Source organism: Kosakonia sp., from assembly GCF_032104925.1.
GTDB lineage: Bacteria > Pseudomonadota > Gammaproteobacteria > Enterobacterales > Enterobacteriaceae > Kosakonia.
The window spans coordinates 274,098-294,695 of record NZ_DAMCGF010000001.1; the positions used below are offsets into that span (position 1 = coordinate 274,098).

At 56.3% G+C, this 20,598-nt stretch carries 21 protein-coding genes and 1 pseudogene; 15 read left to right on the forward strand and 7 right to left on the reverse strand.

From position 1 onward, the window contains the following. Positions 1-39 precede the first annotated feature (39 nt). Positions 40-447 (forward strand): rhodanese-like domain-containing protein, encoded by a 408-nt coding sequence (locus RT644_RS01360; protein WP_016496178.1) that lies wholly within the window; start codon positions 40-42, stop codon positions 445-447. Between the two features lie 180 nt (positions 448-627). Further along, complete coding sequence (locus RT644_RS01365) at positions 628-1,731, forward strand: cobalamin-independent methionine synthase II family protein (protein ID WP_045508586.1); 1,104 nt, start codon at positions 628-630, stop codon at positions 1,729-1,731. 31 nt (positions 1,732-1,762) lie between these two features. Here RT644_RS01365 and ydeE read toward each other — a convergent pair whose 3' ends face one another. Then, on the reverse strand, positions 1,763-2,950 hold the full coding sequence (ydeE, locus tag RT644_RS01370; protein ID WP_160270434.1) for an efflux MFS transporter YdeE: 1,188 nt from the start codon (positions 2,948-2,950) through the stop codon (positions 1,763-1,765). Between the two features lie 194 nt (positions 2,951-3,144). Between ydeE and eamA the strand changes: the two genes are divergently transcribed. Further along, the gene (eamA, locus tag RT644_RS01375) at positions 3,145-4,038 is read left to right on the forward strand and encodes an O-acetylserine/cysteine exporter (protein ID WP_016496175.1); all 894 of its coding nucleotides are present in this window, start codon (positions 3,145-3,147) and stop codon (positions 4,036-4,038) included. 37 nt (positions 4,039-4,075) lie between these two features. Here eamA and marB read toward each other — a convergent pair whose 3' ends face one another. Genes marB through marR form a run of 3 tightly spaced genes read right to left on the reverse strand, consistent with a single transcriptional unit; the run spans position 4,076 to position 5,164 of the window. Beyond that, a complete protein-coding gene (gene marB / locus RT644_RS01380; RefSeq protein WP_016496174.1) occupies positions 4,076-4,291 on the reverse strand; it encodes a multiple antibiotic resistance protein MarB in 216 nt (71 codons plus the stop codon). Between the two features lie 38 nt (positions 4,292-4,329). Then, on the reverse strand, positions 4,330-4,710 hold the full coding sequence (marA, locus tag RT644_RS01385; RefSeq protein WP_016496173.1) for an MDR efflux pump AcrAB transcriptional activator MarA: 381 nt from the start codon (positions 4,708-4,710) through the stop codon (positions 4,330-4,332). 19 nt (positions 4,711-4,729) lie between these two features. Then, positions 4,730-5,164, reverse strand: coding sequence for a multiple antibiotic resistance transcriptional regulator MarR (marR, locus tag RT644_RS01390; RefSeq protein WP_016496172.1), 435 nt, complete (start codon positions 5,162-5,164; stop codon positions 4,730-4,732). Positions 5,165-5,405: 241 nt separating this feature from the next. On the opposite strand from marR, the gene RT644_RS01395 reads away from it, so the two are divergent. Both RT644_RS01395 and RT644_RS01400 read left to right on the forward strand, forming a co-directional pair. Then, the gene (locus RT644_RS01395) at positions 5,406-6,080 is read left to right on the forward strand and encodes a MarC family NAAT transporter (RefSeq protein WP_045508578.1); all 675 of its coding nucleotides are present in this window, start codon (positions 5,406-5,408) and stop codon (positions 6,078-6,080) included. Beyond that, complete coding sequence (locus RT644_RS01400) at positions 6,080-7,234, forward strand: alpha/beta hydrolase (protein ID WP_016496170.1); 1,155 nt, start codon at positions 6,080-6,082, stop codon at positions 7,232-7,234. Before RT644_RS01395 ends, RT644_RS01400 begins: the two co-directional genes overlap by 1 nt. Before the next feature lie 10 nt (positions 7,235-7,244). Here RT644_RS01400 and RT644_RS01405 read toward each other — a convergent pair whose 3' ends face one another. Beyond that, on the reverse strand, positions 7,245-8,447 hold the full coding sequence (locus tag RT644_RS01405; RefSeq protein WP_313625178.1) for a sugar transporter: 1,203 nt from the start codon (positions 8,445-8,447) through the stop codon (positions 7,245-7,247). A gap of 173 nt (positions 8,448-8,620) precedes the next feature. Here RT644_RS01405 and RT644_RS01410 point away from each other — a divergent pair, with 173 nt between their 5' ends. Continuing rightward, entirely contained in the window at positions 8,621-9,412 is a 792-nt protein-coding gene (locus RT644_RS01410; protein ID WP_313625180.1) for a PhzF family phenazine biosynthesis protein, read from the forward strand. 41 nt (positions 9,413-9,453) lie between these two features. After that, positions 9,454-9,855 (forward strand): annotated as a pseudogene (locus RT644_RS01415) (DeoR/GlpR transcriptional regulator); the annotation flags it as partial. On the opposite strand, the gene RT644_RS01420 reads toward RT644_RS01415, so the two are convergent. Further along, entirely contained in the window at positions 9,827-10,771 is a 945-nt protein-coding gene (locus RT644_RS01420) for an L-lactate dehydrogenase (protein ID WP_016496166.1), read from the reverse strand. The pseudogene RT644_RS01415 and the gene RT644_RS01420 sit on opposite strands and share 29 nt — an antisense overlap. A 150-nt stretch (positions 10,772-10,921) precedes the next feature. On the opposite strand from RT644_RS01420, the gene RT644_RS01425 reads away from it, so the two are divergent. Then, positions 10,922-11,401 (forward strand): GNAT family N-acetyltransferase, encoded by a 480-nt coding sequence (locus RT644_RS01425; protein ID WP_313625182.1) that lies wholly within the window; start codon positions 10,922-10,924, stop codon positions 11,399-11,401. Here RT644_RS01425 and ptrR read toward each other — a convergent pair. After that, entirely contained in the window at positions 11,355-12,233 is an 879-nt protein-coding gene (gene ptrR / locus RT644_RS01430; RefSeq protein ID WP_016496164.1) for a putrescine utilization regulator PtrR, read from the reverse strand. The two genes, RT644_RS01425 and ptrR, sit on opposite strands and share 47 nt — an antisense overlap. 104 nt (positions 12,234-12,337) lie before the next feature. On the opposite strand from ptrR, the gene sad reads away from it, so the two are divergent. The 7 genes from sad to RT644_RS01465 all read left to right on the forward strand — a co-directional run bounded on the left by sad (position 12,338) and on the right by RT644_RS01465 (position 20,538). After that, positions 12,338-13,726: a succinate-semialdehyde dehydrogenase gene (gene sad, locus RT644_RS01435; RefSeq protein ID WP_313625185.1), complete on the forward strand. Its 1,389-nt coding sequence runs from the start codon at positions 12,338-12,340 to the stop codon at positions 13,724-13,726. Between the two features lie 100 nt (positions 13,727-13,826). Continuing rightward, on the forward strand, positions 13,827-15,416 hold the full coding sequence (locus RT644_RS01440; RefSeq protein WP_313625187.1) for a methyl-accepting chemotaxis protein: 1,590 nt from the start codon (positions 13,827-13,829) through the stop codon (positions 15,414-15,416). Between the two features lie 65 nt (positions 15,417-15,481). Further along, on the forward strand, positions 15,482-16,408 hold the full coding sequence (gene glsB / locus RT644_RS01445) for a glutaminase B (protein WP_313625189.1): 927 nt from the start codon (positions 15,482-15,484) through the stop codon (positions 16,406-16,408). Further along, on the forward strand, positions 16,408-16,770 hold the full coding sequence (locus RT644_RS01450) for a DUF4186 domain-containing protein (RefSeq protein ID WP_016496160.1): 363 nt from the start codon (positions 16,408-16,410) through the stop codon (positions 16,768-16,770). The genes glsB and RT644_RS01450 overlap by 1 nt, the downstream gene beginning before the upstream one ends. A gap of 71 nt (positions 16,771-16,841) precedes the next feature. Further along, a complete protein-coding gene (locus RT644_RS01455; protein ID WP_313625191.1) occupies positions 16,842-18,284 on the forward strand; it encodes a diguanylate cyclase domain-containing protein in 1,443 nt (480 codons plus the stop codon). Positions 18,285-18,474: 190 nt separating this feature from the next. Further along, positions 18,475-19,467 carry a sensor domain-containing diguanylate cyclase gene (locus tag RT644_RS01460; protein ID WP_016496158.1) on the forward strand — a complete coding sequence of 331 codons (993 nt, stop codon included), beginning with the start codon at positions 18,475-18,477 and terminating at the stop codon, positions 19,465-19,467. Between the two features lie 102 nt (positions 19,468-19,569). Beyond that, positions 19,570-20,538, forward strand: coding sequence for a sensor domain-containing diguanylate cyclase (locus RT644_RS01465; protein ID WP_016496157.1), 969 nt, complete (start codon positions 19,570-19,572; stop codon positions 20,536-20,538). The last annotated feature ends 60 nt before the right edge of the window (positions 20,539-20,598 follow it).

Consider the following 20,598-nt stretch of genomic DNA (forward strand, 5'->3'; position numbering starts at 1 on the left):
TGGTTAAATTAGTGTTAACACAAACAAGGAGAAAAAACGATGAGCTACGTAACTGAAGTTCCCGCAGCATCACCGGAAGAAACCGCCCTCCATTTTCTGCGCCGTTTGAGCGTGGAAACGGATTGCGCCGATGTCCACCATGCGATTACCCACGGCGAGCAGGATTTTGTGTTACTGCATGTGGTGGGCAACCCGCAGACTTTTGCCCGTCGCCACCTGCCGGGGGCATTGCATTTGACACATAGCGAGATGACGGCGGAGCGCATGGCGCAATGGCCCGCCGATACGCTGTTCGTGGTCTATTGCGCCGGACCGCACTGCAATGGTGCCGATCGCGCCGCGCTGAAACTGGCGCGCATGGGGCTGGCGGTGAAAATCATGATTGGTGGTATCACCGGCTGGGAAGATGAAGGCTATACCTTTGCCAGCGGTACGGGAGCGTTGTAAGCCATCTCTTCACCTTTCACGGCACTAAGTTGAAATTTTTTCATGTGCCGTGAAATTTTCTCGGTTGCTGCTTTTCCTGCGCTATGACATTTTCTTTGGACATTTAGACATCCAGAAGTCTAAAGATTCAAATAGTGAATTATCACGCCGGTCAATCATTCCGGCGCAGAGGAGAGCAATATGCAGCGACATCAGGCCCCATTCCGTGCAGACGTAGTCGGCAGTTTCTTGCGCCCGGACGAGATTAAGCAGGCACGCCAGCAGTTTGCGCAGGGTGAAATCAGCGCTCAGCAGTTGCGCCGTGTTGAAGATGATGCGATTCGTCAGGTGGTTGAGCAGCAATGTGCCTGCGGTCTGCATGTCGTCACCGACGGCGAGTTTCGCCGTGCCTGGTGGCATTTTGACTTCTTCGATGGCCTCGAAGGTGTGGAACGTTACGACGCCGATAAAGGCATTCAGTTTAATGGTGTGCAAACCAAAGCCCACGGCGTGCGCGTCACCGGTAAATTAGGCTTTGGCAATCACCCAATGCTGGAAGATTTTCGCTTCCTGAAAAGCATCAGCGGCACCGCGCAACCGAAGATGACCATTCCCAGCCCAAGCGTGCTGCACTTTCGCGGCGGGCGTAAAGATATCGACGCCACGGTTTATCCGCAGCTTGACGCTTACTTTGACGATCTGGCGACCACCTGGCGCGATGCGATCCAGGCGTTCTATGCCGCAGGCTGCCGCTATCTGCAACTGGATGATACGGTTTGGGCATATCTCTGCTCTGATGACCAGCGTCGCCAGATCCGCGAACGTGGCGACGATCCCGATGAACTGGCGCGCATTTATGCCCGCGTGATTAACAAAGCGCTGGAAGGTAAACCGGACGATTTAACCATTGGTCTGCATGTGTGCCGCGGTAATTTCCGCTCCACCTGGATCTCCGAAGGCGGTTACGAGCCGGTGGCAGAAGTGCTGTTCGGCAGCGTGAATGTTGATGCGTTCTTCCTCGAATATGACAACGATCGTTCCGGCGACTTCGCACCGCTGCGTTTTGTCCGTCCGGGCAAACAGCAGGTGGTGCTGGGGCTTATCACCACCAAAAATGGCGAGCTGGAAAATCCGGAAGGGGTAAAAGCGCGAATTCAGGAAGCGGCGAAATTTGTCGATATCAACCAGATTTGTCTCAGCCCGCAGTGCGGTTTTGCCTCCACTGAAGAAGGAAACACGCTCACGCCTGCCCAGCAGTGGGACAAAGTACGGCTGGTAACGAAAATCGCCGAACAGGTATGGTAAATAAAAAACGGCGCACTGTGCGCCGCTTTTATTATTGCGCCTGCAATCCGCAGAGCGGCCGTGCCTGCATGCCTTTGAGCATCATCAGCCAGGCCACAATGATGGTCACCATCAGAGTGACAAACAGTGAGGCCGCAGGCAGCGTGGTCAGGATAACCCCGGTAAGTAATGGGTTCATTGCCGCGCCGAGCCAGCCCAGCGCCTGCGCCGAGAAGTAGGTCGCTTTCATTCCCGGCGGCGCGATGTTATCGATCAACATATATTCACCGGGGGCGTAGATCACTTCTCCCAGCGTAAACACCGCGGCGGAAAGCCCCCAGAGCCACAGGTTATCGCCGGATAACATAAAACCGATAAGGCCGATAACAAAACTGAAAGTGCCAATGGCCATCGCCGGACGCAGGTTGGAGGCGCTGAGTTTACGGCCAACCGCATACTGCAAGGTGACCACAATCGCGGCGTTGACCGGCAGCACTACGGCCACCACGCGCTCGGCGAACTCGCTGCTGGCGACCGTCATCACATATTGTGACAGGCAGGAAGCAAAAGAACCGGCGACAAACGAGGCGAGAAAGTTCGATAAGGTAAACCAGCCGAGCGCTTTATCTTTCAGCAACACGGAAGGATCCCACGCCACAGAGTTATCGGGGCTTTCGCCAACCGCGACGCGGCGTACAAACAGCTGAATAAACACCAGCGGAAAGGCCGCACAGATAGCCGCCAGCCAGAAGGGCAAATTAATGCTCTGCATGACCAGCAACGTGCCAAGCGGCGGGCCAACGGTCCAGCCGACATTCAGCACCGTGTAGTTGAGCGAGAAAATTTTCGCTTTCGCCGCAGGCGCGAGTGTGTCGGCGAAATAGGCCTTCAATACGGTGGAAAACACCGAGTAAGCGCAGTTAATCAGGGCAAAAAACAGCACCACTAACCCGGCATGGTGTGACAGCGGGATCGCCGCAAAACCGGCTATAAAGGCGATAATCGCCAGCAGCATATAACGCTTTTTATCGAACTTGTCTGCCAGCATGCCGAAGCCAAGGCTGAACACCACGCCGATTGTCAGCGCAATAGACATCGCGTAACCGACCTGATCGACCGCCATCCCGTACTGGCGATTCAGGTAGATGGTCATAAACGGCAGCGTAGCACCGCGTCCGATGGTTAATAAAAGTGAAGATGCCAGTAACGCGGCGGTGGAGCGTGTTTGCTTGATGGTCATGTTCCTGCCCGACATGGTGTTGTTATATTTTTTTGTGATGGGTACAGCTTTAACATGCATAAAGTGTGATGTACAACCGCAGTTTTGTCGGGAAATGCCCAAACTGCCCTACCTGAATTAATGATCTGTCGCTGTACAACTTTTTGCGTTAACGTAAATTTTTTACAAAAGTTTAAAAAACACAAGGGCGAAGAATGACGCGTAAAGATGTCCTGCTGGCGATGCTGGTAGTTGTAGCGTGGGGGCTGAATTTTGTGGTGATCAAAGTTGGCCTGCACAATATGCCGCCGTTGATGCTGGCCGGGTTACGCTTTGTGCTGGTGGCCTTTCCGGCCATTCTGTTCGTCGCGCGGCCAAAGGTGCCGCTGCGGTTGTTGCTCGGCTACGGCCTGACAATCAGCTTCGGGCAGTTCGCATTTCTGTTTTGCGCCATCAAGTTTGGCATGCCCGCAGGGCTGGCGTCGCTGGTGTTACAGGCGCAGGCGTTTTTCACCATTATTCTCGGCGCCGGCGTGTTTGGCGAGCGTTTACAGATAAAACAACTGGTTGGCATCACGCTTGCGGTACTGGGCGTGCTGGTGCTGATCGAGTCCAGCCTGAACGGTCAGCATGTTCCGCTGCTGGGGTTCCTGTTGACGCTGGCGGGGGCGTTTTGCTGGGCCTGCGGCAATATCTTCAACAAAAAAATCATGCAGCACAGCTCGCGCCCGGCGATCATGTCGCTGGTGGTCTGGAGCGCGCTGATCCCCATCGTACCGTTTATGGTCGCTTCGCTGATTTTCGACGGTCCGGCGCTGATGCTGCAAAGCGTGGTCAGCATTGATTTCACCACGCTGTTGTCGCTGGTCTATCTGGCGTTTGTCGCCACGATCCTCGGGTATGGCATCTGGGGTACGCTGCTGGGGCGCTACGAAACCTGGCGTGTGGCGCCGCTGTCGCTGCTGGTGCCGGTGGTCGGTATGGCGAGTGCCGCGTTATTGCTGGGGGAGACGCTATCTGCGTTACAACTGGTAGGGGCCGTGCTGGTGATGGCGGGGCTGTATATCAATGTGTTTGGTTTTCGTCTGCGCAGTCTGGTGCGGGCGTAAGCATAAAAAAAGCCCCGCGTGATGCGGGGCAAGACGTTTAGCTGCGCTGATGGTAATACGGCACACCTAATGCGTCGGATTTGTCGCTACCCACGCCCATATGGTTAAAATCAAAAGGCGATGTTTGCTGGGCGGTGGGTAAAATCATCGCGTCACGGTTGTTCTGCTGTGCGGGATGATTAACTTGCTCCGCATAACTCTGGCCGGATAACAGCACCATCAGGGTGACAGCGGCACAGGCGATACGTTTCATACTTTCCTCGATACGTCTTTTTACTGCAGGCGATTAAATTAACAAGCGTGATTCAGCGGGAACAGATACCGGGACTCTGCCGGAATATCCGTCACGCGGAATTTATGCGGCGGCACGTCGAAATAGTTCTTAAACGTGCGCGTTAAGGTTTGTTGCGATTCAAACCCGTAACGCTCTGCCAGATACAGGATCGGCTCATTACTTCCCTTGAGCTTTTGCGCAATTTCCGTCAGCTTGCGGCTGCGAATGTACTGGCCCAGCGAATGACCAGTCTCTTTTTTAAACATCCGTTGCAGGTGCCACTTGGAGTAACCTGAACGCTCTGACACTTTTTCCAGCGACAGCGGCGATTCCAGGTTGTCCTCGATCCAGTCCAAAATGCTATGAATAGTGATAGCGTCAGTATTGCGTCTGGACATCGTCATACCTCTTTGTTTTTTACGGCAAAATTTTCTTGAGCAAATACTCAAGGGTTGCCACTTCTTCTGTCGTTAAGTTTTTAGTTAATTCCTGGTGCAGGTTATGCCCTACTAATTGATGACATTGCTCACACAGCGCCGCGCCTTCGGCGGTTAACCGCACCAGCACGCCGCGCTTGTCATTCGGATTCGGGTTACGTTCGATCCAGCCTTTGCACACCAGTCTGTCCAGCATGCGGGTCAGGGCGCCGAGATCGACGGAAAGCACCTTTTTCAGTTCTACCGGGGTGATACATACTTCGCAGCGGATAGAGCAGAGCACCTTAAACTGGGTGGCGGTGATATCCAGCGGCGACAGGTAGTCGTTGAGTAAACGATCTTTTTTCTGGTTAACCATGTGGATCAAGCGGCCAAGAGGAATGATGTCGTTAAATAGATCATTCGTGCTTTTCACAATGGTTGCCCCGGCAAGTAGATTAGTCACGGCAGATATTATTGCTCAGGCAAATATAAGTCAACCGAATGAATCCACGATGCCACTATTTGCTAAAACGTTTCATGTCTGGAAAAAAATCCATTCGTAACGCACTGAAAGTAATCATTTAATCAAGACGTGAGCCGTGCGCGGGCATGCCATTGCCGCCGCGTTATGGCTATACTGGCGGGGTTTTGACCTTGCAAGGAGTGACCGTCAGATGCTGGAACTTTTTAAAGCCATTGGCCTTGGGCTGGTGGTATTGCTACCGCTGGCAAACCCGTTGACCACCGTGGCGCTGTTTTTAGGGCTGGCGGGCAATATGAACAGCGCGCAGCGCAACCATCAGGCGCGGATGGCCTCGGTTTATGTCTTCATTATTATGATGGTGGCGTACTACGCCGGTCAGGTGGTGATGAACACCTTCGGTATCTCCATTCCGGGGTTGCGCATCGCCGGGGGATTGATCGTGGCGTTTATCGGTTTTCGCATGCTGTTTCCGGCGCAAAAGCCGCATCAGGCACCAGAAGTGAAAACCAAGTCAGAAGAGCTGGAAGAGGAGCCCGGCGCCAATATCGCCTTTGTGCCGCTGGCCATGCCGAGCACCGCCGGGCCTGGCACCATCGCTATGATCATCAGTTCCGCCTCGACCATTCGCCACGGCGCTGAGTTTCCCGAATGGGTCATCACCGTTGCGCCAACGCTGATTTTTGCCATTGTGGCGCTGATATTATGGGTAAGCCTGCGCAGCTCCGGGGCGATCATGCGGCTGGTGGGCAAGGGCGGTATAGAAGCTATCTCGCGGCTGATGGGCTTTCTGCTGGTCTGTATGGGCGTGCAATTTATCATTAATGGCGTGCTGGAAATCATCACCACTTTTCATGCCGGAGCCTGATGCGCACATTTCTCTCCTGGCTGGTTGTGGCGCTGGTTGCGCTAACCGGCTGTCAGCAGCGCCCCGGCGTGCAACCGCCGCTGGCGCAAAAAAGTTTCACTGAGTATCAACAGCAAACGCGTGATTTTGTTGCCGCGCACCGGGCGTTTCAGACGCTGGATAAAGCGAGCGAACTGCGGCTCAACACACCACAGGAGTGGCGTCCGGCGAAGCCTGCGCATAAAGGCATTTTGCTGATCCACGGCCTGGGTGACGGGCCAGGATCGTTTGTGGATATTGCCCCCGAACTGGCAAAACAGGGCTTTCTGGTGCGCACCGTGCTGTTGCCAGGCCACGGAACGCGACCTGCTGATCTGCTGGATGTCGATGTTGCTCAGTGGCGGCAAGTGGTGCGCGAGCAGGCCGATATTCTGGGCAAAGAGGTCGATGCCCTCTGGCTCGGCGGTTTTTCCACTGGCGGGAATCTGGCACTGGAATATGCGATGGCGCATGACAACGTGCAGGGGCTGCTGCTGTTTTCCCCGGCGTTCAAATCCAGCACTGGTTACGATTTTCTCGCTCCGACAGTAGCGTTGTTTCGCGACTGGTTGCGTCCGCCGAGCGCTATTTTCCCGCAGCAAATCGCCACCCGCTACTTACGTGTGCCGACCAACGGTTTCGCCCAGTTCTGGCGCACCAGCGCCAGCGCGCAGCGGCTGCTTGCGCGTAAGCCGTGGACAAAACCGGCGCTGCTGGTGTTAACCGGGCATGATTCGGTGCTCAACACCCGCTGGATCCTCGATCAGTTCGATCGCCGCTTTACCCACCCGGCCAGCCGTGTGATTTGGTACGGTACACCCCCGGCGGAAGCGGCAAAAATGTCTCGCTTACGGGTAAAAACGGATTATCTGCCGCAGGATCGCATCAGCCAGTTTTCTCATATGTCGGTGCTCTTTTCGCCCCGTAATCCGCTGTACGGACGTAAAGGAAGTGTTCTGCTCTGTGCGAATGGCCAGTCAGAAGAGGCGGCAAAGCGCTGTCTGGCGGGTGAAACGGTGTGGTATTCAGACTGGGGGCTGGTCGAGGCGAACAAAATTCATGCCCGCCTGACTTGGAATCCGTGGTTTGACTGGCAAACCACGGTGATGGATGAGGTTGTCGCTGCCGCGCAGTAACCGGCGCGGTTTACACGTGGCTGGCGTGGGTTTGCTCTTCCAGTTTCACCGGCCAGCGGCGGAAAATCACTACCGCCCACACCAGCGCGGCAATCGCCGGGATCGCCCCGGCGTAACCGATCACGTTCATCGACCAGTGCAGGCTTATCTGGTTGCCGACCAGCGCACCCGCGCCGATACCAATGTTAAAAATGCCGGAAAACAGTGACATCGCCACATCGGTTGCATCCGGGGCCAGCGCCAGCACTTTGACCTGCATACCCAGGCCGATAATCATAATCGCGATGCCCCATACCACGCTCAGCACCGCCAGATGCATTTCGCTACCGGAAGCGGGCAGCATCATCACCAGCGATATTACCAGCAGACCAATCGCGCTGCAGACCAGGCCAGAGGCGTGCTGATTCCCCAGCTTGCCGAACAGCACGCTACCGATAATCCCGGCACCACCAAGCACTAACAGCAGCAGGGTGGCGAAATTGGCGCTGAAGCCCGCCACATTTTGCACGAACGGCTCAATGTAGCTGTAAGCCGTGTAATGCGCGGTAACCACCACGGCGGTGAGCAAATAGATGCACATCAGCGCCGGGCGACGGAACAGCACCGGCAGGCTTTTCAGCGAACCCGAATGTTCGCTCGGCAGCGCGGGCAGCAGTTTCACCAGGCACACCAGCGTGACCAGTGCGCCCATACCGATAGCAAAAAAGGTGGTACGCCAGCCGAAATACTGCCCGACGATACGGCCAATCGGCAGCCCGAGCACCATCGCCAGGGCGGTGCCGGTGGCGATCAAACTCAACGCCTGCGCACCTTTCCCGGCTGGCGCCAGGCGAATGGCCATCGAGGCAGTGATCGACCAGAAAATGGCGTGGGCGAAAGCAATGCCGATGCGGCTGATGACCAGCACCTCAAAACTCCAGGCGAGGAACGACAACACATGGCTGGCGATAAACAGCACAAAGAGCGCAATCAACAGTTTACGGCGCTCAATCTGGCTGGTGAGCAGCATAAAGGGCAGCGACATTAACGCCACAACCCAGGCATAGATGGTTAACATGATCCCCACCTGCGCGGTTTCCATGTCGAAGCTCTGCGCGATATCCGACAGCAAACCCACAGGCACGAATTCGGTGGTGTTAAAAATAAATGCGGCGACAGCAAGCGTCACTACCCGCAGCCACGCGACTTTTCGTGAAACGGTATTCGTAGTCATAAGGGTATTGGGGGGTTGGTTGGCGAAAAGAAGAGGTCACGATCTTACTGCCTTTGCTGGCGAAAATACAAACATTTTGTGATGTAGATCTCACTTTTTATTCATGGGGAAAATACCAGTTGCAACGTTTCTGAATAGCGCTCAAAAACAGAAGACGAAAAAGAGGAAATGCTATGCAAACCATCGATTTTTATATGGTCGACGCCTTTAGCGACCGCACTTTTGGCGGTAATGCCGCCGCCGTCTGTCCCCTGACCGAATGGTTAGCCGATGATGTGCTGCTGCGCATGGCGCAACAGCATAATCAGTCTGAAACCGCCTTCTTCGTGCGTAACGATAGCGGTTTTGAGCTGCGCTGGTTTACCACGCAGGATGAGATCAATCTTTGCGGCCACGCGACCCTCGCCGCCGCGCACGTGATCTTTGAATATCTCGATTACCCGGATACCGAAATCCTCTTCACCACCCGCTTTGTGGGGGAACTTAAAGTGAGCCGTAACGGCGACTGGCTGACGCTGGATTTCCCGGCCTGGTCGACAGAAACGGTAAGCCAGCCACCGGCGCTGCTGCTGAAAACGCTGGGTATTGAACGCGCGAAAGAAGTGCGCGTAGCGCGGGATTATCTGGTGGTGCTGGAAAACCAGGCGCAGTTAGAAGCCTTAACGCCGGATATCGCGGCAATGAAACCGCTTGGCAAGATGGTCTGCGTGACCGCGCCCGGTGAGAACGTCGATTTTGTCAGCCGCTTTTTCTGCCCGGGTGAATCGGTGGCGGAAGATCCGGTGACCGGTTCGGCGCACAGCATGTTGATCCCGTACTGGGGCGAAAAACTGGGTAAAAACAGCCTGCAGGCGCGGCAGGTCTCCGCGCGCGGCGGCGATTTGCGCTGTGAATGGCGCGGCGATCGCGTCCTGATTGGCGGCCAGGCAACGCTCTATCTGTTGGGCAAAGTGTTCTTACGCTAAAAACCGTCCGGCAGTAACGCCGGGCGAGTTTCTTTCGGCTCATTGCGCTGTTTCCGTCGGAATTCAAACGGACAGAAGGGACGATCATCGGCGGGCGCAGCCAGTCCTGCATTGGCGAGCACCGGCGTAAACTGCCGCAAAATATCTGGCCGGATCTGGCGCTTTTCAGCCGTAACGGCTGGGATTTGCCGCGCGGTATCTCCGCGCCGACGGAGGAGAAAGCGGCGCTGAAAAAAAATTTGATTGTTAAGGCCAAACGCCGGGGGGCGCTGGCGGACAGCAGTAAAGATGGCGCGTGGTCGCTGTTTAACGTGGCGAATCCCGATTCGCTGACCGATATCATTACCGATACGCAGCGTAGCCCCGGGATCCGCCAGCAGCTTACAACGTTACCTGGCCGGTTAACGGCGCCAGTCAGGGCAAGCGGGCAATATTCGCTTTGATAACTTCGGCGGAGTGGTTGAATTTCGCCACTTCGTCACCTTCCAGTTGCAGTTCAATAATCTGCTGAACGCCGTTTTGCGCCAGCACGGCCGGTACGCCAATCGCCACGTCGCTGACGCCATATTCCCCGTCAAGAATGCAGGAGATTGCCAGTGCGCGGTGGCTGCCGGTGAAGATATTGCGGCAGATCTCGGCGATGGTGCCAGCGATGCCGTACTCCGTACAGCCTTTACGGGAGTAAATCTCAAAGCCGTGGCGGCGTACTTTGTCGGCCAGCGCGTCAACATCCAGCCGCTGGCCGGTTTTGCGCCGGTAAACATCGGCAATCGGCGAACCGTATACTGACGAGTGCGACCACACCGGAAACTGCGTGTCGCCATGCTCGCCGAGGATAAACGCATCGATACTTTGCGCGCCAATATCCAGCGCCTGGGCCAGCGCGCGGCGTAAGCGGGTGGTATCCAGCCAGACGCCGGTGCCAATCACCTGGTTGCGCGGAAGCCCGGAAAGTTTCCACACCTGCCAGGTAATGATGTCGCACGGGTTGGTCGCCACCAGAAAAATGCCGTTAAAACCGTTTGCCATCATGGATGGCACAATATTTTTAACGATCCGCGCGGTGTTGGCCAGCTCATCAAGGCGGGTTTGCCCTGGCTTTAACGCGCCGCCGGAAACGGTGATCACCGCAATATCCACATCCGCGCAATCTTCAACCGGGCGGGTGGAAATGGTCATCATTCCGGGCATATACGCGGCGGCATCCGCCAGATCCTGGGCGTGGCCTTCCACCCGTTGCTGGTCTAAATCCACCAGAATTAACTCTTCACAAATGTTCTGGTTCAGCAGGGCATAAGCAGCAGATGCGCCGACATTGCCTGTGCCAATAATCATCACTTTCCGGGCTTTGGTGTTCATGAGTATTCCATTTTCTGCATCGTATGTTGCGTAAGGTACAACCTATATTCTCAGGAGCGCAATCTCAGGAGGCGTAGCTATAGGTTATTCATATGACGGCGGTAGCAAATTCTTGTTTATTTTTAACAGGCTAATAACAAGGAGCCTGCTATGTACCGCATTGTTGATGCCGTGGCCACGCAACCGGATCTGATTGCGCTGATCGCTGCTCTGGACGCCTACCAGAGCGCACTTTACCCGGCAGAGAGTAACCATCTGCTTGATCTCGCGGCATTACCTGCCGGAACGCTGATTTTGCGCAAAATTATGCATCACGACGAGGCCGTCGGCTGCGGCGCGGTGGTGCTCAACCACGACGGCAGCGGCGAGATGAAACGGGTGTTTATCGATCCCCGCCATCGCGGCCAGCGGCTGGGGGAAAAATTGCTCGCGGCGCTGGAGCAGGCAGCCGCCGGGAAATCGTGTCATACCTTGCGGCTGGAAACCGGCATTGAACAGCACGCGGCAGTGAAACTGTATCAGCGCTGCGGGTATCAAATTTGTGAGGCGTTCGCGCCGTACAGCGCCGATCCGCTGAGTATTTTTATGCAGAAGTCGCTGGTTGCGGAGCCGCATTCAGCAGGGCAATAAACGCCTCCAGATGGCGGGTTTTCGCGCCACGCCGCCACACCAACCAGGTGGTGAGCCAGCGCCAGTTCTCCGCCAGCGGCCAGGCTTCCACCTGGTGATGACCGGGCATGCTTTCCAGCATACTGCGCGGGATCAGCGCCAGGCCCGCTCCGGCAATCACGCACGCCAGCATGCCGTGGTAAGACTCCATCTCGTGAATTTTACCGGGCGTGGCGCGATCGGCGTGAAACCAGCTTTCAAAATGGCGGCGGTAGGAGCAGTTGGCGCGAAACGCATAAATGCTGGCGCCGTTTACCTGAGCCGCATGGGTAATCACCTCATGACCGACAGGCGCGACGATCATCATCTCTTCGCGGTAAACCGGAATGCCTTCCAGGCCGGGATGCATAATCGGGCCGTCAACAAACGCCGCGCTTAGCCGCCCCTCCAGCACACCATCGATCATGGTGCCGGAAGGGCCGGTGGCGAGATCGAACTGAATGCGCGGATAGCGCTGGTTGTACTGCGCCAGCGTCGCCGGAATGCGCACCGCGGCGGTGCTTTCCAGCGCGCCGAGCGAGAACAGCCCTTGCGGTTCATCACCGGCGACCACCATCCGCGCTTCATCGACCAGCGCGAGGATCTGCTGGCTGTAGCGTAAAAAACTGTGCCCGGCGGGAGAGAGGCGCAGGCGCTGATTCTCGCGGATAAACAGATCCACGCCGAGATCGGACTCCAACTGGCGAATGCGCGTCGTCAGGTTTGACGGCACGCGGTGCACCTTCTGCGCCGCCTGGGTAATGCTGCCGGTCTGCGCCACGGCGTTAAACATCTCAAGCTGGGTTAAGTCCATGCCATTCTCTCTTCGTGAACAGGGTGGTTAATATTATTCAGTTTTCAGAAATAACAAATTGCGCCATCCTTGCGCAAGTCCTGAACACATTTAGCGGAGTATTTATGCCTGTTTCCTCAATCACGCACGCGCTTTCCATCAACCCGGCCACCGGTGAAACCCTGCGCGCAACGCCCTGGGCCAGCCGTGAAGAGGTTGATACGGCAATTGAACTGGCTACCAGCGGTTATCGCCACTGGCGGCTGTTGCCGGTCAGCGAACGTGTGCAAACCTTACGTCGCCTCGGCGATGCGCTGCGCAAACGCGGGGAAGAGATGGCGCAGGTGATCCGCCAGGAGATGGGCAAACCGATTTTGCAGGCGCGCGCGGAAGTGAATAAGTCTGCCGCGCTGTGTGACTGGTACGCGGATCATGGTCCGGCGATGCTTGGCAGTGAGCCGACGCAGGTCGAACAGCAGCGGGCAACCATTGAGTACCGCCCACTGGGACCGATTCTGGCGGTGATGCCGTGGAACTTCCCGCTGTGGCAGGTGCTGCGCGGTGCGGTACCGATCCTGCTGGCGGGCAACAGCTACCTGCTTAAACATGCGCCAAACGTGCTGGGTTGCGCGGCGTTAATAGGCGAGATCTTCGCTGAGGCCGGCGTTCCGCAGGGCGTTTTTGGCTGGGTGAATGCCACCAATGACGGTGTGAGCCAGGCGATTAACGATCCGCGCATCGCCGCCATTACCGTGACCGGCAGCGTGCGTGCGGGAGCGGCTATTGGCGCGCAGGCCGGGGCGGCGCTGAAAAAATGCGTCCTTGAACTCGGTGGTTCTGATCCTTTTATTGTGCTCAACGATGCGGATCTTGAACTGGCAGTGAAGGCTGCGGTAGCAGGGCGTTACCAGAACACCGGACAGGTCTGCGCCGCCGCCAAACGTTTTATCGTCGAAGAGGGCATTGCGCAGGCCTTTACGGAGAAATTTGTTGCCGCCGCCGCCGCGTTAAAACAGGGCGCACCGGACGAAGAAGAGCATTATCTCGGGCCGATGGCGCGCTTTGATCTGCGTGATGAGCTGCATGCGCAGGTCGAAGCCAGTATCAACGAGGGCGCAACGTTGCTGCTGGGCGGTGAGAAACTGGCGGGTGAGGGGAATTACTACCCGGCCACCGTACTGAGCGGTGTGACACCAGAGATGACCGCGTTTCGCCAGGAGCTGTTTGGCCCGGTCGCCGCTATCTCGACCGCACGTGATGCACAGCATGCGCTGGCGTTGGCAAACAACAGTGATTTCGGCTTGTCGGCTACCGTCTTTACCGCCGATCCTGCGCAGGCGCAACGTTTTGCCGAACAGCTTGAGTGCGGCGGTGTGTTTATCAACGGCTACAGCGCCAGCGATGCCCGCGTGGCCTTTGGCGGCGTGAAAAAGAGTGGTTTTGGCCGCGAGCTTTCCCACTTCGGTCTGCATGAGTTTTGCAATATCCAGACGGTGTGGAAAGATCGTCTGTAAGCTAAACGCGCCCCGGCGGGGCGCGTCATTGCTGGCTGTCATGGACCTGTCATGATCCTTTTGTAGACTCACGGCAACTTTGTGGTTATAGAAGAATATCATGAACTTAAAGCAAATTTTCCGCCGTATTTTGCGGCGTGTTTCTCCACGACAGTTTGGTTTGCTCGCCGGGATTTTCTGCATTATTGGCTTGTTTTCGGCCCTGCAAATCGCCTCCTCGTTTGTCCTTTCCGCGTCACTCCATAACGCCCAGCATAATGAACAACTCAACCAGCAAGCGCACCTGCAACAGGTACGTGTCGATGAAGCGCGCATTGCGCTCCTGACGGCAAGCGATCTGCTCAACCGGGCGGGCGTCTATTTTATGCAGGATAAAGAAACCGGCTCGGAAGGGAGCTGGCACAGCCTGATGGATGAAACCCATAAGGCCCTGGAGACCTCGCAAAAGGCCTGGCAAGCGTGGCTGGCGCTCAACCCGCCTAAAGATGAGGCGCTGATTAACAGCTATCAGCTTTTCTACGGCGCGCTAAAAGAGCAGGCCGACGGGCTGGTGAAAACCCAGTCGATTGACGCCTTCTTCGCCGTGCCGGCGCAGGCGTTCCAGGCTGATTTCAATGACAACTATGCCCGTTTCCAGCAGGCCAGCGAAGCGCGCGCCGAGCAGGGACGCCAGGCGCTGATGGCGAACCTTGCGCAATTACAGCATGTGTTTGTGCTGGTGCCTGCGCTGCTGGTGGTGATTGCGGTGCTGGTCTGGTTTGCCATGTCGCGCTGGGTAATTACCCCGCTGCGCAGCCTGATAGCGCATATCAATATCCTGGCGGCAGGCGATCTGGGTACGCCGCTTCCGCCGGTGAAACGCTTTAACCGTGAAGTTGACCAGCTTGGCCTCAGCATCGGCACCATGCAGCAGGGGTTGCAGCAACTGGTGATGCAAGTCAGCGACGCCACCTCGTCGATGGTCGATACCATTCGCCGCCTCGCTGAGGACAACCAGTCGCTGTATCAGCAGTCGGCGAAACAGGCGCAGGAATTGACGGATGTGACCGAGCATATCGCCACGCTGGAATCCCATGTGGAAGGTAATACCGGTTTTGCTGAGCAGGCGCGCAAACAGGCCGATGAGGCGCGGGAAGTGGCCGCCGGTGGCGATCGAATGATGGATACGGTGAATCAATCGATGCGCGAGATCGTCGAGCGTTCGGCGGAGATGCGCAACATTGTGGCGATGATTGATGGGGTCGCTTTCCAGACCAATATTCTGGCGCTGAACGCGGCGATTGAAGCGGCGCATGCCGGCAACCACGGTCGCGGCTTCGCGGTGGTGGCGAAAGAAGTGGGGCTGCTGGCGCGCAAGAGCAGCCACTCCACGCAAACCATTCAGCAATTGATCAATCACTCCTTACAGGGCATCAACGACGGCACCCAGGCGGTGAGCCGCCTTGAGGATAACCTGCAACAGGTCACCGGGCTGGTCGGGCATTTAAGCGGCGTACTGAGCGAAATTTCTGCCGCCACCCTCAGCCAGGGCGACAGCATTCACAAAATGACGCGCCGCCTGCACTCGCTTAACAACGTTGCCCGCCGCACCGGGGAACTGGTCTCGACGGCCACCGAAGCGTCGGAAAAATTGCACAACGATTCTCATCAGCTGATGCAAGCGGTTGCGCGTTTTCGACTTCCTGCCTGACGCAACGTATTCGCCTCTGTTATACTCGCAGGCCATTTTTGGCCTGTGGGTAGCAAGGAGTCAGAGTGGCAACAGTGATGGATAACGGCGTGCTGGAGGCGGTGCTCGCTGAGGTACGCCCGCTGTTGGGGCGCGGCAAGGTTGCGGATTATATTCCGGCGCTGGCGTCGGTGAGCGGCAACAAATTGGGCATTGCCATCAGCACCGTGCAGGGCGAACACTTCCAGGCGGGTGATGCCGACGAGCGTTTCTCAATTCAATCAATTTCCAAAGTGCTGAGTCTGGTGGTGGCGATGAACCACTACGCGGAAGAGGAGATCTGGCAGCGGGTGGGCAAAGATCCCTCCGGTCAACCGTTTAACTCCTTGTTACAGCTTGAAATCGAGCAGGGCAAGCCGCGTAATCCCTTTATCAATGCCGGGGCGCTGGTGGTGTGCGATATGCTGCAAAGCCGCCTTAGCGCGCCGCGCCAGCGCATGCTGGAGATTGTGCGCAAACTCTGCGCCGCGCCGGATATCGCCTACGACAGCATGGTCGCGCGATCTGAATTCGAGCACTCCGCCCGCAATATGGCCATTGCCTGGCTGATGAAGTCCTTCGGTAATTTTCATAACGATGTCGCCACCGTGTTACAGAACTACTTCCACTATTGCGCGCTCAAAATGAGCTGTGCCGAATTGTCGCGCACTTTTTTATTCCTCGCCGATGGCGGACGCAGCGCCCAGCAGGCGGCGCCGGTGGTGACGCCGATGCAGGCGCGGCAGATTAATGCCCTGATGGCGACCAGCGGCATGTACCAGAACGCCGGGGAGTTTGCCTGGCGCGTCGGCTTACCGGCGAAATCCGGCGTCGGCGGCGGGATCGTCGCCATTGTGCCGCATGAGATGGCAATTGCGGTCTGGAGCCCGGAGCTGGATGAAGCGGGCAACTCACTGGCTGGTGTTGCGGTGCTGGAAGCGTTAACGCGAAAACTGGGGAGATCGGTCTATTGATGAATGATTTCGCGCCGTTGTTTGCCCGGCTGGGACGGTCAACATTCCGTTCGCGTTTTCGCCTCGGGGTGAAAGAGCGCCAGTACTGTCTGGATAAAGGTGCGGAAGTGATTGCTTCCCACGCGGCGGATTTCGTTGCTAAACGCCTTGCGCCAGCGTACCCACAAAATGATGGCAAACAGACGCCGATGCGCGGCCACCCGGTATTTATCGCTCAGCATGCCACGGCTACCTGCTGTCGGGGATGTCTGGAAAAGTGGCACAACATCCCGCATGGTCAGGCGCTAACTGAATCGCAACAACACTACATTGTTGCGGTGATTTACCAGTGGCTGGTAATGCAGATGAATGCGCCGCGCTGATAAGCGACGTGTAAGCCAGCGCCGCGTGTTGCGGGCCGATAGCCAACGTTAGTGATATGGATTGAGATTTGATGCGTGCACTTTTTTCATCCCCTTTCCGTCCTTTTCGGAAAGAGACGCCGTACACCAATGCGGTCATGGTGTTTATCCTGACAACGCTGTTTTATTTGCTGGGCGCGATGATGCGCCTGGTTGAAGAGCTTTCCCTCTTCTGGCCGCTTAATGCGGTGATGGCCGGTGTTTTCGCGCGTTATGCCTGGTTGCAGCGCTGGCATTACTACCTGATTAGCTATGTTGCCATGCTGGTGTATGACGCCATCACCACGTCCTGGGGTATGGCGTCGCTGATTATCAACTTCTCCAATATGGTGTTTATCATCACCATGGCGCAGCTTATCGGGCTTGAACGTAACCAGATGACCAAAGCGCCGGAGCCGGTTAACGCTCTGAAACTCTTTGGCTACTGTCTGCTTGCCGCGCTGCTGTGTGCGTTTTTTGGCGCGCTGGGCTCCGTGGGGATCAATGGTCAGGGGTTTGGCCTGCTGCTGGCCGACTGGTTTGGCGAGCAGTTCTCAACAGGCGTGCTGATCCTGCCCTGTATGCTGACCATGAGCTGGCCGCGTAAACCGCTGAACGTCGAGATGCGCAATGTAATGCCGGTGCTTGCCGTTGGCGTATCGATTGTCGCCTCGGTCGTGATTGGCGGCGCAGGCAGCCTGGCGTTTCCGCTCCCGGCGCTGATCTGGTGTGCGGTGCGTTACTCGCTGCCGCTGACATGTCTGGTGACGCTGCTGACCGGCGGGCTGGAGATAATTCTGGTCGCCAGCGGCCATATCAATATTTTCGTCAGTTCACCGCTGCAGATCCCGCATATGTTCTCCGCGCGCCTGGGGATTGCCACCATGGCCATTTGCCCGGTGATTGTCTCGGTCAGCGTTGAGGCGATAAACCGCCTGATGCGCCAGGTTTCCCTGCGCGCCGATTTCGATTTCCTGACCCGCGTTTACTCGCGCTCGGGTTTGTATGAGGTGTTAAACCGCGACGCAAAACGCTTTGCCGACAAACACATCACCGTGATGTTGCTGGATATTGATTACTTCAAAAGTGTCAATGACAGTTACGGCCACGAATGTGGCGACCGGGTACTGACCTCCTTCGCGCGAAAAGTACAGCAGGCGCTGGGCACGCGCGGTGTGCTCGCCCGCATGGGCGGGGAGGAGTTCGCTGTCGTGGCGACAACGCAGGACGCCAGTGAAGGTAAACACCTGGCGGAAACGCTGCGCGAAAAAGTGGCGCAGTATCCGTTTAACTGGCAGCAACAGACGCTGCATTTAACCGTCAGTATTGGTATCAGCCATGGTAAAGCCGATGCCGGGCAATTAACGGCAACGTTCAATGCGCTCCTGGCGGTGGCGGATGAAAATCTCTACCGCTCGAAAAAACGCGGGCGTAACTGCACGACAGATGCTCAACATAACGCGCCGGAAATGGCGGGAAGCGCCACCGGCGGATAATTCCCCGCGCGTGTCGCAGCGGGTGATGACGATAGCGGCAATTAATATCGATAACTTATTAAATTGCTTGCTACTAATTTTTATCGTCAATACTATTATTGCGTATACGTAGCGGAATCATCGCGTTATGAGCGGATCGGATAATTTGAATAAACACGAGCGGATCCCAGGCAGGCGTTTTGCCAGGCGGATGTATCTGATGCGTATGCTGGGAACGCTACTCTGCTTTTTCCCCATTCTTTCCGTCCTTCTTGAACTGCAGCGCCCCTTATGGAGCGTGGCGTTGCTGTGCGCCAATGCCTTTTTATGGCCTACCGTCGCGTTTTTGCGCGCACGCAACGCGCAGATGCCGCTGCGAATTGAACATCAACACCTGGTCTTTGACGCTGGCGCAGGCGGGTTCTGGATTGCGCTAATGGCGGTCAACCCGCTGCCTTCGGTGGTGATTGCCACCATTTTGCTCTCTGATCGCTTATCGGCGGGTGGGTTTGTGCTGATGCGTAAAGCAGCACTGGCCATGCTTGCGGCGTTCTTACTTACCTGGCTGGCGCTCGGTTTACCGCTGGAGTTGCAGGTGACACAGCGGACGATGTTCGCTACGTTGCCGCTCATCGGCATCTATATCCTGGCGCTTAGCGCACTTACCGACAGCATTGCCGTCAGACTGCGGATAAAAAGCCGCGAGCTTGAGCGTATTGCGATGATGGATCCTTTGCTTGATATCGCCAATCGCCGCCTGCTGGAAAAACGGATCCAGTACGAGCTGGAAAAACTGCACGTGACGCCGCGCCACTCCTCATTGATGTTTATCGATATTGATAATTTTAAAGAGGTGAATGACCGCTTTGGTCATAAAATTGGCGATGCATTGCTGGTCACCGTGTCGAAAATTTTGCATATTGCCACCCGCACAACGGACACACCCGCGCGCCTCGGTGGCGATGAATTTGTGATTTTATTGCCCGATACGCCAGCCGAAGAGGCGTATGCGGTGGCAACCCGGATCATGGATGCGGCTGCGGTAATGACAGTGATGCAGGAGCATGCGTTCAAATGTACGTTGAGCATCGGTATCGCCAGCGCGCTACCGGAAATGCACAGTGTTACCGACTGGTTAAAAGCCGCAGACGACGCGCTTTACCAGGCTAAACGGCTGGGAAAAAACCAGATCTACTCGCACTGACAAACGTAGCGAATAAGCTACGCTTTATGCTGTATGCCGTGAAATTAACGACACTTTTTATAGTGTTGCGCATTAACAGCCTGAGAATGGAAACGGCCCTTTATGAAAATACCTGCTATTCCTGCAGATGAGGAACAACGGCTGGCGTCGCTGCGCGACTCCGGGCTTCTGGAAACCGGCGTAACCGAGCGTCTTGACCGGCTTACCCGGCTGGCTAAGCGCATGTTCGATGTCCGCGCGGCGCTGATCACGCTGGTTGATGAAGAGATGCTTTTCTTCAAATCCACCTCAGGTACTGTGCGCGAACCGCTTCCGCGTAAGATCACCTTTTGTGGTCACACCATTTTGCATACCGAACCATTGATTATTCCGGATACCCACGGAGATGATCGTTTTGCCGATAATCCGCTGGTCACCGGGGAGATGAACATCCGTTTCTATGCCGGGTATCCGTTACGTTTGCCGGACGGTGCGGTGGTTGGCGCATTCTGCCTGGTGGATAGCACCGCACGGCAGTTCACGGACGCTGAGCGGGACTACCTGAAAGATTTCGCCATGATCGTTGAAGACGAGTTTGCGGTGATGAGCGCGGCGACCACCGACGAGCTGACCGGTTTATTTAACCGCCGTGGTTTTGAAAACCTGGCGAAGTTCGCCATTGTGGGCGCGCGTCGTCGCGCGGAACCGTTAACGCTGGCGTGGATCGATCTCGACAATTTCAAAACGATTAACGACACCTGGGGTCATGCTGAGGGTGATGAAGCGCTGAAAGCGATGGCATCGGTAATGAGCGCCAGCCTGCGCGAAGCGGATCTGCGGGTGCGCTACGGCGGCGATGAATTCGCGATCCTCTTTTCCGATACCGATGAGCAGGGCGCATGGATTGCGATGCAGCATCTGGTAGAACAGGTTGAGGCGTGGAATCAGACCTCTGGTAAACCGTGGCAACTGGCGTTTTCCTGGGGGATCAGCGAGTTTGATCACAATGGCTGCGGCGAGCTGAAGCCGTGGATGAAGGCGGCAGATCAACAGATGTATGCCATGAAAGAGCGCAACCAACGCGGCCGCTGAAGCATCACAAAAACCTATGTTTGCCGGGCTTGTGTTAATAAGTTGTAAAGCTGATAGTGG

Bases quoted from the DNA above. Each gene is read 5' to 3' on its own strand.
- RT644_RS01360 (WP_016496178.1), top strand. From the start codon at position 40: ATGAGCTACGTAACTGAAGTTCCCGCAGCATCACCGGAAGAAACCGCC.
- RT644_RS01365 (WP_045508586.1), top strand. From the start codon at position 628: ATGCAGCGACATCAGGCCCCATTCCGTGCAGACGTAGTCGGCAGTTTC.
- ydeE (WP_160270434.1), bottom strand. From the start codon at position 2,950: ATGACCATCAAGCAAACACGCTCCACCGCCGCGTTACTGGCATCTTCA.
- eamA (WP_016496175.1), top strand. From the start codon at position 3,145: ATGACGCGTAAAGATGTCCTGCTGGCGATGCTGGTAGTTGTAGCGTGG.
- marB (WP_016496174.1), bottom strand. From the start codon at position 4,291: ATGAAACGTATCGCCTGTGCCGCTGTCACCCTGATGGTGCTGTTATCC.
- marA (WP_016496173.1), bottom strand. From the start codon at position 4,710: ATGTCCAGACGCAATACTGACGCTATCACTATTCATAGCATTTTGGAC.
- RT644_RS01395 (WP_045508578.1), top strand. From the start codon at position 5,406: ATGCTGGAACTTTTTAAAGCCATTGGCCTTGGGCTGGTGGTATTGCTA.
- RT644_RS01400 (WP_016496170.1), top strand. From the start codon at position 6,080: ATGCGCACATTTCTCTCCTGGCTGGTTGTGGCGCTGGTTGCGCTAACC.
- RT644_RS01405 (WP_313625178.1), bottom strand. From the start codon at position 8,447: ATGACTACGAATACCGTTTCACGAAAAGTCGCGTGGCTGCGGGTAGTG.
- RT644_RS01410 (WP_313625180.1), top strand. From the start codon at position 8,621: ATGCAAACCATCGATTTTTATATGGTCGACGCCTTTAGCGACCGCACT.
- RT644_RS01420 (WP_016496166.1), bottom strand. From the start codon at position 10,771: ATGAACACCAAAGCCCGGAAAGTGATGATTATTGGCACAGGCAATGTC.
- RT644_RS01425 (WP_313625182.1), top strand. From the start codon at position 10,922: ATGTACCGCATTGTTGATGCCGTGGCCACGCAACCGGATCTGATTGCG.
- ptrR (WP_016496164.1), bottom strand. From the start codon at position 12,233: ATGGACTTAACCCAGCTTGAGATGTTTAACGCCGTGGCGCAGACCGGC.
- sad (WP_313625185.1), top strand. From the start codon at position 12,338: ATGCCTGTTTCCTCAATCACGCACGCGCTTTCCATCAACCCGGCCACC.
- RT644_RS01440 (WP_313625187.1), top strand. From the start codon at position 13,827: ATGAACTTAAAGCAAATTTTCCGCCGTATTTTGCGGCGTGTTTCTCCA.
- RT644_RS01450 (WP_016496160.1), top strand. From the start codon at position 16,408: ATGAATGATTTCGCGCCGTTGTTTGCCCGGCTGGGACGGTCAACATTC.
- RT644_RS01455 (WP_313625191.1), top strand. From the start codon at position 16,842: ATGCGTGCACTTTTTTCATCCCCTTTCCGTCCTTTTCGGAAAGAGACG.
- RT644_RS01460 (WP_016496158.1), top strand. From the start codon at position 18,475: ATGTATCTGATGCGTATGCTGGGAACGCTACTCTGCTTTTTCCCCATT.
- RT644_RS01465 (WP_016496157.1), top strand. From the start codon at position 19,570: ATGAAAATACCTGCTATTCCTGCAGATGAGGAACAACGGCTGGCGTCG.